Genomic DNA, 10,228 nt, shown 5'->3' with positions numbered 1-10,228 from the left:
AGAAGCGCGTTCACAGCATGGCCGAAGAGGACCGGTTCGGCCACCTGGATGCCTGCGACGGCCATGCCGGCGAGGACGATGCCGGCAACGCGGCCGGCCTCGGGGCGCAGGAGCGCAATCGCCCGCGCATAAGCTTGGAAGGATTGGGAAGCGGCGGGCATGGGCGGGGCATCCAGGAGCGCGACCCGGCCGTCGGATCGCATGCGATGAAGTCGGCGCGCGCCTTTCCTTCGCTTTTCCGTCCGAATTGGGGCAGATGCCCTTGAAGCGTGGATTTGCTGCGCTAGCCAAGACTTTCACGCAAGCCTTGCGGCGAGATGGACGCGCCGTCAGACCGTCTTCGTGCGATCGCCCAGAAGATACGGGGCCAAGTGGCCGGCCGTGTAGACCGCGCCGTCGGCCGAGGCGTGGAAGCCGTCGCGCGAGAAGCCGGCCGGTTCGACACGGGGCAGGGTGGTGGCCGGCACGACGCCGCGCTCGAGGCAGAGACGCGCCCCGAGGCGGGCGAGAACGCGCTCGCGCAAGGACAGCACCTTGGCGAGCCCGCGCGGCAGGGCGGGAACTCGCAGCATGTCGACCGGCGGCGACCAGACGATGCGCGCGTCCGGCCAGCGGGCGCGCAGCGCGTAGAGAAGCCCGCCGAAACCGCGCTTGAACCGGCGCGCGGTGTGGAAGTTCTTCACATCGTTGGTGCCGATCGACAGGAGGATGTGCGTGAAGCCCTCCGGCGCGACGTTCGGCACGATGAAGTCGCGCACATCGGCCGAGACGGCGGAGTTGGAGCCGATGGCGCGCCAGCGCACTGCCTCGCCCGTCAGCGCATGCAGCCGTTCGGCGAGCCGGGCGGCCAGCCCGTCCTCCGCCCGGTCGACGCCGACGCCGGCGGCCGACGAGTCGCCGAGCACCAGAAGGCGGATCGGCGCGTCCTCGCCCGGTCCCCCGGCCGCTCCATGGAAAGGACCGGCCGGCGGCAGCATGCGCTCGATCGAGCGCCGGATGCCGATGCCCTGCCAGACGTAGACCGGCAACATCAGCCAGGAGAGGAGGGCGGGGCGCATGGATCCGATCCGCGGACGCGTCAGGCCTTCAGCGCGTCGACGCCCGGCAGCGGCTTGCCTTCCATCCATTCGAGGAAGGCGCCGCCCGCCGTCGAGACGTAGGAGAAGCGCTCCGACACCCCGGCCTGGTTCAGCGCGGCCACCGTGTCGCCGCCACCGGCGACCGAGACGAGCGCGCCGGCATCGGTTCGGGCGGCGGCATGGCGCGCGGCGGCCATGGTCGCCGTGTCGAAGGGCTCGAGTTCGAAGGCGCCGAGCGGGCCGTTCCAGACCAGCGTCTTCGACTTGTCGATCCACTCGGTGATCGCGCCGACCGAGGCGGGGCCGACATCGAGGATCATGGCGTCGGAGGGCACGCGGTCGACCGGCACGGTCTCGTTCTCGGCATTCGCCTTGAACTCGCGCGCGACCACGGCGTCGACGGGCAGGAGGATGGTGCAGCCGCTCGTCTCGGCGGCGGCGAGGATCGCCTTGGCGGTGTCGGCGAGGTCGTGCTCGCAGAGCGACTTGCCGACGTCCTTGCCCTGTGCGGCGAGGAACGTGTTGGCCATGCCGCCGCCGATCACGAGGCAGTCGACCTTGGTGACGAGGTTCTGCAGGAGGTCGATCTTGGTCGAGACCTTGGCGCCGCCGACGATCGCGATCACCGGCTTCTCCGGCTGGCCGAGACCCTTCTCCAGCGCCTCCAGCTCGGCCTGCATGGTGCGGCCGGCATAGGACGGCAGGTGGTGGGCGAGGCCTTCCGTCGAGGCGTGGGCGCGGTGCGCGGCCGAAAAAGCGTCATTGACGTAGACATCGCCCAGCGCGGCCAGACCGGAAACGAAGGTCTCGTCGTTCTTCTCCTCACCGTCGTGGAAGCGGGTGTTCTCGAGAAGGAGGACATCGCCGTCCTTCATGTTGGCCACGATGCCGTCGGCGACCGGGCCGACACAGTCCTCGGCGAAGCCAACGGGCTGGCCGAGCTTCTCGGCGAGAACCGGCGCGATGGGGCCCAGCGACTGCGACGGGTCCACCTTGCCCTTCGGGCGGCCGAAATGGGCCAACAGGATCGCGCGGCCGCCCTTCTCGATGATCTCGCGGATCGTCGGCAGGATGCGCTCGATGCGCGTCGTATCGGTCACGACGCCGTCCTTCATCGGCACGTTGAGATCCACGCGCACCAGGACGCGCTTGCCCTGGAGGGCGGCATCGTCGAGCGTCTTGAACAGGGTCATCGCTGGGGCTCCGTCGGGAAAAGGATGGATCGCGCTCAGGCGCGTCGGAAAAGGGTGGGGTAGTCGATCACCAGCCCGTCCTCGTCCACCGGCAGGCGGGCTTCGAAGCTGCGGTCGACCGCCTCGTAGAGATAGAGCCTCGGCGACAGTTCGGCGTAGCGTTGCTCGTCGACCAGCGGCTCGAAGGTGTCGAAGGGGACGTAGACCATGCGCAGCTCGGTCGGCTCGGCAAGCCGGCCGTCGAGGCGGCGAATGGGCAGGGTGTTGGTGAAGGGCGTGCCGGCAAGGTCGATGTCGATGCAGCCGTCGAGATCGGCGCAATGCGTGCCGTCTGCATCCGTCCACCGGCCGGGCCTGTCCTGCGACAGGGCGAGGCGCTGCCCGCGCGCGGTCTCCACGCGGAACCGCGTCACCCGCCAGCCGGCGTCGAGCTCGATCTCGTAGAAGACGCCAAAGGGCCGCTCACCCCGGCTGCCGATCAGGGCGGAGCGCGCGACGACGCCGGCGGGCGTCGTCGCAAGGTGGAGGTGCTCCAGCCCCTCGCCCTCGGCGGGAGCCCAACGGACTTCGCGTGAGGACAGGGGCCGGAACGGCATCGGCTGGGATCAGCCGGCGTTGTGCATGGCGATCGCGGTGTCCGACATGCGGTTGGAGAAGCCCCACTCGTTGTCGTACCAGGACAGGATGCGCACGAAGGTGCCGCCGAGGACCTTCACCTGATCCATCGCGAAGATGGAGGAGTGCGGGTCGTGGTTGAAGTCGACCGACACGTTCGGGTCGAGCGTGTAGCCGAGGACGCCCTTCAGCGGGCCTTCAGCGGCGGCGCGGATGGCGTTCTGCACTTCCTCCACCGAGGTGGCGCGCTTGGCCGTGAACTTGAAGTCCACCACTGAGACGTTGGGCGTCGGCACGCGGATCGACGAGCCGTCGAGCTTGCCCTTCAGCTGCGGCAGCACGAGGCCCAGCGCCTTGGCGGCGCCCGTCGAGGTCGGAATCATCGACAGGGCGGCGGCGCGCGCCCGGTAGAGGTCCTTGTGCATCGTGTCGAGCGTCGGCTGGTCGCCCGTATAGGAGTGGATCGTCGTCATGAAGCCGGTCTCGATGCCGATGGCTTCGTCGAGAACCTTGGCGACCGGCGCGAGGCAGTTGGTGGTGCACGACGCGTTCGACACGATCCTGTCGCCGGCCGTCAGGGTGTGATCGTTCACGCCGAAGACGACGGTCTTCTCGTCGGCCGCGTTGGTCAGCGGGCCCGAGATCAGAACCTTCTTCGCACCGGCCTCGAGATGCGCCGAGGCCTTGGCTGGATCGGTGAAGATGCCGGTGCACTCGAAGGCGATGTCGACGTTCAGCTCCTTCCAGGGAAGGTTCTTCGGGTCGCGCTCGGCGGTCACGCGCATCGGCCCGCGGCCGACGTCGATCGTGTTGCCGTCGACCTTCACGGTGCCGGGGAAGCGGCCGTGCACCGAATCGTAGCGGATGAGGTGGGCGTTGGTCTCCACCGGGCCGAGATCGTTGATGCCGACCACCTCGATGTCGGTACGGCCGGACTCGATGATGGCGCGCAGGACGTTGCGCCCGATGCGACCGAAACCGTTGATGGCGACGCGGACTGCCATGGTCATACTTCTCCTCAGGCGGCGAGGCCGGGATGGCCCGTCGGATGCCGTCCGCGAGATCGGGACGGCGAATGCTTCTCGCCCGGCCCGACATAGGGTCGGTGCAGGACATTGTCAGCCGCAGCGCGGAAGCGGGAGACGACGGGCGGCAGGCCGGGCGCGGCGGGCGCGCGGGACACAAAGGGCATGCCGGCACGGTATCTGGACCGCTTTCCTCCGGGATTCGGGCCGCGGGAAGAGGCTACATCGTTCGGCCCGCACACATCATAGGTCCCGAGCGCCTGTCAATCGCGGCCGATCCATGCGCGCCTTTGGCTTTTCAAATCGGTCGGGGGCGCGATAAAGCAGGACAGCCTTGAACGAAGTGCCCGGCGGATCGGGGTGCGGGTGCGATTCCTTCGAAGGAGGCAGGATGATGGATGCGGCCAGTCCGCTCGGCGAGGCGACGCTTCGCCTGCAGAAGGCGCTCGAACGGCTCGAGGACGCCGTGGATGCGCGCATGTCGCGTGACCACGTGGTTCTGTCGGTCGAGGAGGAAGTCCAGCGGATGACCGCCGACCGCTCGCGGCTGGCCAGCGAGCTCGACACCGCACTGACGCGGGCGCAGCGCCTCGAGACCGCCAACCGCGAGGTCTCGCGCCGCCTCGTCACCGCGATGGAATCCATCCGCGACGTCCTCGCCGAACGACGCGCCTGACGCGCATCCCTTGAAGAAGCCGAGCCCCATGCCCCAGATCGCAGTCACCATCGACGGCAAGACCTACCGCATGGCCTGCGCCGAGGGCGAGGAGGAGCATCTCCTCGGTCTCGGCGCCGGGCTCGACGCCCGCGTCTCGCAGCTGCGCGGCAGCTTCGGCGAGATCGGCGACCTTCGGCTGATGGTCATGGCCGCCCTGATGGTGGCCGACGAACTCGACGAGGCGAAGGGCAGGTTGGCGGCGGCTAATACCGAGATCGCCGAGCTGCGGGAGCGCGAGGCTCAGGCCGCCGGCGGCGCCCGGGTGGGCGACGCGCGCCTCACCGAGCATCTTCTCGGCGTGTCGGAAATCGTCGAGCGCATCGCCGCCAAGCTCGAAAGCGGACGCCGCTGACGAAAAAGCCCGCCTCGCGGCCATGGAAAGGCCGCGGCGTGAGTGCTATATCTCGTTTCGGCGGGCTGCGCGGTTCGACAGGGATAACTTATTCCCCGGGGCCTTACGCATCCCTAAGGGAGCTGTTCCTGTCTCGGCCCGTGGGCTGGGGCATACGGCGCCCACCTACTCTGTAGGTTCCCGGGATCGATCTTCTCATCGGCCGAGGTGGCTCGCCACTCCTCCCGCCATTCGCTATTCGAGGCTTCCTGCGTTTCGCACCGAGGACGCCATGCCCGACATTGCAGCCGCCAAGGCCGACCTTCGCCGCATGGCCAGCGCCCGGCGCGAGGCGCTGGTGCCCGGCGAGCGGATCGAGGCGGCCTTCGCGCTGGCCGAGCATGTCGCCCGCGACACCCTGTTCGAGACGGTCGACGTCGTCGGCGCCTATCTTCCCATCGGTTCCGAGATCGACCCCCGCCCGGCGATGATGGCGCTGGCCGACCGCAGGCTGCGGCTCGCCGCGCCCGCGATCGTGGACGGCGATCTCGAGTTCCGCGAGCTTCTGCGAGACGGCGAACTGGTCGCGCAGGGGCACGGCACCGTCGCGCCGGGGGCGGCGGCGCGGGTGCTCGATCCCGACGTCCTTCTGGTGCCGCTCCTTGCCTTCGACCGGCGTGGCGCGCGCATCGGCTACGGCCGCGGCTTCTACGACCGCGCGATCGCACGCCTCCTGGCGGTGAAGCCTGCGCTCGTGACCATCGGCCTCGCCTTCGATGCGCAGGAGGTGGCCGAGGTGCCGGTCGAGCCGCACGACCGCTTCCTCGACCGCATCCTCACGGAAAGCGGAGTTCGGGTCCCCAGCGCAACGGCTTCTCCGCGCTAGGCTTGGCCGGATACTTCGACGGGCTGGCGAGGACCTGCGCCCAATAGGGGCGGGGGTTTCCCGGCACCTGCGCGCCCGCAAAGCCGATCTGCGTGACGTCGGGGTTGAGGAGGTTCTTCCGGTGGCCGGGCGAATGGATCCAGCCGACCATGGCCTCGTCGTAGTCCTTGTAGCCGCGGGCGATGTTCTCGGCTGTCGTGCCCCAGCGGTAGCCCACCCGCTCGACCCGGCCGGGCAGGGCGCCGTCGACCGCGTGGTCCATCTTGTCGCGCCGTGCCATCGCCTCGCTCTGTGCGGCGGCGGCGGCCATCAGCCGCTCGTCCACCGTCAAAGGCTTCAAGCCGTTCTCGGCGCGGAACGCATTGACCGCCGCAAGGCCCCGATCGCGGTCGATCCGGAGGTCGGCGACCGAGGACGGGGTCGTCCCCGTCGAGGCGCATCCTGCCAGCAGCCAGACCGCGAGGACCGCGGCCGCCGTTTTCATGCTCGTCTTCATTCGTCCGGTCGTCCTGCCTGCCGTCACCCTCGCAACGCGAGCCTGCCCGCGCTACGTCGTTCGAAACTTGGCTGTCGGAGATTCGCCGCGTGATCGAGCTTTATACCTGGACCACACCGAACGGCGAGAAGCCGGTGATCATGCTGGAGGAACTCGGGCTCGACTACGCGTTGCGCCTGATCGACATCTCGACCGGCAAACAGAAGGAATCGGACTTTCTTGCGATCAACCCGAACGGTCGCATCCCCGCGCTGACCGACGACGGCGTGCGCGTCTTCGAGTCCGGCGCGATCCTCCTCCATCTCGCAGAAAAGACCGGGCGACTGCTCGCATCTGCCGGCGCGGCGCGCGCCGAGGCGCTCGGCTGGATGTTCTTCCAGGCCGGCGGCACCGGGCCGATGATCGGCCAGATTCACTACTTCAAGAACGCCGACGAGCGCAGCGACTTCGCCATCCGCCGCTTCGAGAAGGAGTCCGACCGGCTCCTCGGCGTGCTCGACAAGCGGCTCGGCGAGGTCGAATACCTTGCCGGCGAATTCTCGGTCGCCGACGTGATGAACGTATCCTGGGCCCGCAGCGGCCTGAAGGATCTCGACGCCCATGAAAAGTTTCCATCGCTCGCCGCCTGGGTGCGCCGCGTCGACGAGCGCCCGGCCGTGGCGAGGGCGCTCGCCAAACTGAAGGCTGCCAAGGACGCGCTCGCGTCATGAGGTTCCTGTTCCTCGGCGACATGGTCGGACGGAGCGGGCGTGTGGCGGTGCGCGATCGGCTGCCGGGCCTCGTTGCGGACTGGCGACTCGATTTCGTCGTCGTCAACGGCGAGAACGCGGCAGGCGGCTTCGGCATCACCGAGGACATCTTCGAGGAGACGGTGGCGGCGGGCGCCGATGTCGTGACCACCGGCAATCACGTCTTCGACCAGCGGGAGGCGCTGACCTTCGCCTCGCGCCACGACCGGTTCCTACGCCCGGCGAACTACCCGAAGGGCACGCCCGGCCGCGGCTCCTGCCTCGTCGAGGCGCGAAACGGCGCGCGGGTGCTCGTCGCCAACGTCATGGGCCGCGTCTTCATGCATCCCGAGCTCGACGATCCGTTCCGTGCCGCCGAGGACATCCTCGCCGCGTGCCCGCTCGGCGAGCAGGCCGATGCCGTGATCTTCGACTTCCACGCCGAGGCGACGAGCGAGAAGCAGTGCTTCGGCCATTTCCTCGACGGGCGCGCCTCGGTCGTCGTCGGCACCCACACGCACGTGCCGACCGCCGACCACCAGATCTTGGCCAACGGCACCGCCTACCAGTCGGATGCCGGCATGTGTGGGGATTACGACTCCTCGCTCGGCATGGACAAGGAGGAGCCGATCAACCGCTTCGTCACGAAGGTGCCGCGCGGCCGCTTCGAGGCGGCCTCGGGCCCGGCGACGATCTGCGGGCTGGCGGTCGAGATTTCCGACCGCACCGGGCTGGCCGAGAAGGTCGGCACGGTGCGCATCGGCCCCCGGCTGGAAGGCTCCGTCCCGAATTTCTGGTGAGACCGGAGAACCGCCGCAATCGACAGATGATCTCTAGCCATCCAAAGCGTGCGGCAGGGGGCCTGAACGTGTGCGGACCATCCGACTTCATCTTCTCGGTGTGCTCATGGCGCTGATCGGCGTGGTCACGTCGATGCCGCAGCCGCCGGCGCGCCATCACGGGCATGCCCTGCGCAACCCTGCGCAGGTGCAGCTCGACGACGACGATGACGACCGCGACGACGAGGCCGCGATCCTCGAGGAGGAGAATGCGGGTGGGGGCGCCGCGACGTCCGGCGACCGCCGCCGCCGGACCTGAACGTCACACCCCGCTGAGCAGCACCACGGTCGGCTGGCGCGGCAGGGTGCGGGCCGAGACCGTCATCGACGCCTCCTCGCGGCGCTCCACCGCAAAGTCCGGGATCTGCGCGAGGAAGCGCTCGATCGGCGTGCGGAAGCGATGCATCGGCAGCACCACCGACGAATGGAGCCGCTGGGCGATCTCGCCCATGCCCGCCTGGCTCATGGTCCAGGACCCGTCCACCGGCACCATCAGGACGTCGAGCCGGCCGATCGCGGCGTAGTCGTCCTCGGTCAGCTTGTGGTGGAGGTGGCCGAGATGACCGATGCACAGGCCCGATGCCTCGACGATGAAGATCGAGTTCCCGTCCGCCTCGAACGTGCCGTAGCGGTTGATGTCGGTCGGCACGTTGCGGATCAGGACGTCGCCGACCGTCACCGCGTGCTTCGCCGGCCCGCCCTCGGGGTTCCAGCCGCGCAGCACCGTCGAGATGCCGGGGTCGGGAGCGTCGGTGTAGTGGGTGGAGTGCGCCTTGTTCATGGTCACGACGTCGGGCGGCTCACTTCCGCCGTGATAGCCGGAATAGTCGGTGGCGATGCGCACGCCCTCGCTGCTCTCGATCATGTAGGTGGCATGGTGGACATAGGTGATCTTGACCTCGCCCCGCCCGTTCTGCGCCATCCGCACCGGGCCTTGGGGCACGTCGAGCGAGGCGTAGCGGGCGCCCGGAAGGCGGTCGGCGATCGCGAGGCAGGTGCTCACCGGCGCATCCTGCGCCAGCACCGGAGACGCGCCACCGAGGGCGACGAGGAGGGTCAGGATCGGCCGTCGCATCGCGTGGACCTCGTCGCGTCGTGCGGGATCGGACCCTGAGCCTGCGCCCGTTGCGGCCCGTGCCCAAGTCACACTCGCGTCATCCGCCGGTCGGCGCGTCGTCTGGACGCGGACCGCCATGGAATTTATACGAACCCGCAAATCGATCCCGTCAGACAATAGAACAGGTGCCGCGATGGCCGGTCATTCCCAATTCAAGAACATCATGCACCGCAAGGGCCGGCAGGACGCCGTGCGCTCCAAGATGTTCTCCAAGCTCGCGCGTGAGATCACGGTGGCGGCGAAAAGCGGCACGCCGGACCCGGACATGAACCCGCGCCTGCGCCTGGCGATCAACAACGCCAAGGCGCAGTCCATGCCCAAGGACAACATCCAGCGCGCCATTTCCAAGGGTTCGGGCGCCGACACCGAGAACTACGACGAGGTGCGCTACGAGGGATACGGGCCGGGCGGCGTCGCTGTCATCGTCGAGGCGCTGACCGACAACCGCAACCGCACGGCCTCCAACGTCCGCTCCTACTTCACGAAATCCGGCGGGGCGCTCGGCGAAACCAACTCGGTGTCCTTCCTGTGGGACCGCGTCGGCGAGATCGTCTATTCCGCGAAGGTGGGCGACGCCGACAAGGTGATGGAAGCCGCGATCGAGGCCGGCGCCGACGATGTGCAGTCCGACGAGGACGGCCACCGCATCATCACCGCCTTCGCCGACATGAACGACGTGGCGAGCGCGCTGGAGAAGAGCCTCGGCGAGGCCGAGAGCGTGAAGATCATCTGGCGCCCGCAGACGACCACCCCCGTCGACGAGGAGAAGGCCCAGAGCGTGCTCCGCCTTATCGCCAACCTCGAGGACGACGACGACGTGCAGAACGTCTACGCCAACTTCGAGGTGGACGAGGAGACGATGGCCAAGCTGTCGGCCGCCTAACACGGGGGTTCGGAAACGCAGGATCTGAAAAGGGGCGCACGGATCAAACCGTGCGCCCTTTTCCATGTCTCGAGGCTCCCGCCGACCGATCGCGAACCTGCGGTTCCCAGGAGTGGAGTCAGCTCTTGCCCTCAGTCGCCCGCCGCGCCTCCGCCGCCGGAATGATCGTCTCCGACACCAGCCGGTGCAGGTCCTGCACGTAGCCCGAGCGGGCGGAGGGCTGGTCCTCGGCCGAGGTGATGGCGACGGTGAGGGCGAGATCGGGGATGACGTAGATCATCTGGCCGCCGTAGCCCCAGCCGTAGCGCCCCTCGTGGC

At 68.6% G+C, this 10,228-nt stretch carries 13 protein-coding genes, 1 other RNA gene and 1 pseudogene; 8 read left to right on the top strand and 7 right to left on the bottom strand.

What is annotated here, in order from left to right; genetic code table 11:
• Nucleotides 1-329: 329 nt before the first annotated feature.
• The 4 genes from QZ753_RS09685 to gap are packed head-to-tail and all read right to left on the bottom strand — an operon-like array spanning nucleotide 330 to nucleotide 3,891.
• A complete protein-coding gene (locus QZ753_RS09685; protein WP_294643187.1) occupies nucleotides 330-1,058 on the bottom strand; it encodes an SGNH/GDSL hydrolase family protein in 729 nt (242 codons plus the stop codon).
• Between the two features lie 20 nt (nucleotides 1,059-1,078).
• Entirely contained in the window at nucleotides 1,079-2,272 is a 1,194-nt protein-coding gene (pgk, locus tag QZ753_RS09680; RefSeq protein WP_294643184.1) for a phosphoglycerate kinase, read from the bottom strand.
• A gap of 35 nt (nucleotides 2,273-2,307) precedes the next feature.
• Nucleotides 2,308-2,868 carry a putative glycolipid-binding domain-containing protein gene (locus tag QZ753_RS09675; protein WP_294643183.1) on the bottom strand — a complete coding sequence of 187 codons (561 nt, stop codon included), beginning with the start codon at nucleotides 2,866-2,868 and terminating at the stop codon, nucleotides 2,308-2,310.
• A 9-nt stretch (nucleotides 2,869-2,877) separates the two neighbouring features.
• Entirely contained in the window at nucleotides 2,878-3,891 is a 1,014-nt protein-coding gene (gene gap, locus QZ753_RS09670; protein WP_294643191.1) for a type I glyceraldehyde-3-phosphate dehydrogenase, read from the bottom strand.
• A gap of 415 nt (nucleotides 3,892-4,306) precedes the next feature.
• Here gap and QZ753_RS09665 point away from each other — a divergent pair, with 415 nt between their 5' ends.
• The 4 genes from QZ753_RS09665 (at nucleotide 4,307) to QZ753_RS09650 (ending at nucleotide 5,847) form a co-directional block, all read left to right on the top strand.
• A complete protein-coding gene (locus tag QZ753_RS09665) occupies nucleotides 4,307-4,588 on the top strand; it encodes a DUF4164 domain-containing protein (RefSeq protein ID WP_294643189.1) in 282 nt (93 codons plus the stop codon).
• A gap of 28 nt (nucleotides 4,589-4,616) precedes the next feature.
• The gene (locus QZ753_RS09660; protein WP_294643182.1) at nucleotides 4,617-4,982 is read left to right on the top strand and encodes a cell division protein ZapA; all 366 of its coding nucleotides are present in this window, start codon (nucleotides 4,617-4,619) and stop codon (nucleotides 4,980-4,982) included.
• Between the two features lie 59 nt (nucleotides 4,983-5,041).
• Nucleotides 5,042-5,200: non-coding RNA, 6S RNA (gene ssrS, locus QZ753_RS09655), on the top strand.
• Nucleotides 5,201-5,253: 53 nt separating this feature from the next.
• A complete protein-coding gene (locus QZ753_RS09650) occupies nucleotides 5,254-5,847 on the top strand; it encodes a 5-formyltetrahydrofolate cyclo-ligase (RefSeq protein ID WP_294643180.1) in 594 nt (197 codons plus the stop codon).
• On the opposite strand, the gene QZ753_RS09645 is transcribed toward QZ753_RS09650, so the two are convergent.
• Complete coding sequence (locus tag QZ753_RS09645) at nucleotides 5,798-6,331, bottom strand: CAP domain-containing protein (RefSeq protein ID WP_294643178.1); 534 nt, start codon at nucleotides 6,329-6,331, stop codon at nucleotides 5,798-5,800. The two genes, QZ753_RS09650 and QZ753_RS09645, sit on opposite strands and share 50 nt — an antisense overlap.
• Before the next feature lie 101 nt (nucleotides 6,332-6,432).
• On the opposite strand from QZ753_RS09645, the gene QZ753_RS09640 reads away from it, so the two are divergent.
• From QZ753_RS09640 to QZ753_RS09630, 3 genes are all read left to right on the top strand, one after another.
• Nucleotides 6,433-7,053, top strand: a complete 621-nt coding sequence (locus tag QZ753_RS09640) for a glutathione S-transferase N-terminal domain-containing protein (protein WP_294643176.1) — start codon at nucleotides 6,433-6,435, stop codon at nucleotides 7,051-7,053.
• Nucleotides 7,050-7,871: a TIGR00282 family metallophosphoesterase gene (locus tag QZ753_RS09635; protein WP_294643175.1), complete on the top strand. Its 822-nt coding sequence runs from the start codon at nucleotides 7,050-7,052 to the stop codon at nucleotides 7,869-7,871. Before QZ753_RS09640 ends, QZ753_RS09635 begins: the two co-directional genes overlap by 4 nt.
• Before the next feature lie 106 nt (nucleotides 7,872-7,977).
• Nucleotides 7,978-8,169, top strand: coding sequence for a hypothetical protein (locus tag QZ753_RS09630; protein WP_294643173.1), 192 nt, complete (start codon nucleotides 7,978-7,980; stop codon nucleotides 8,167-8,169).
• Between the two features lie 3 nt (nucleotides 8,170-8,172).
• Here the strand turns inward: QZ753_RS09630 and QZ753_RS09625 are convergent, their stop codons facing one another.
• The gene (locus QZ753_RS09625) at nucleotides 8,173-8,985 is read right to left on the bottom strand and encodes an MBL fold metallo-hydrolase (RefSeq protein ID WP_294643171.1); all 813 of its coding nucleotides are present in this window, start codon (nucleotides 8,983-8,985) and stop codon (nucleotides 8,173-8,175) included.
• Between the two features lie 175 nt (nucleotides 8,986-9,160).
• Here QZ753_RS09625 and QZ753_RS09620 point away from each other — a divergent pair, with 175 nt between their 5' ends.
• Nucleotides 9,161-9,910: a YebC/PmpR family DNA-binding transcriptional regulator gene (locus tag QZ753_RS09620; protein WP_294643169.1), complete on the top strand. Its 750-nt coding sequence runs from the start codon at nucleotides 9,161-9,163 to the stop codon at nucleotides 9,908-9,910.
• A 118-nt stretch (nucleotides 9,911-10,028) separates the two neighbouring features.
• Here the strand turns inward: QZ753_RS09620 and QZ753_RS09615 are convergent.
• Nucleotides 10,029-10,228 (bottom strand): annotated as a pseudogene (locus QZ753_RS09615) (6-aminohexanoate hydrolase); the annotation flags it as partial.

The organism is uncultured Aureimonas sp. (assembly GCF_913775355.1).
GTDB lineage: Bacteria > Pseudomonadota > Alphaproteobacteria > Rhizobiales > Rhizobiaceae > Aureimonas.
This window is presented reverse-complemented; position numbering and strand designations above follow the sequence as displayed.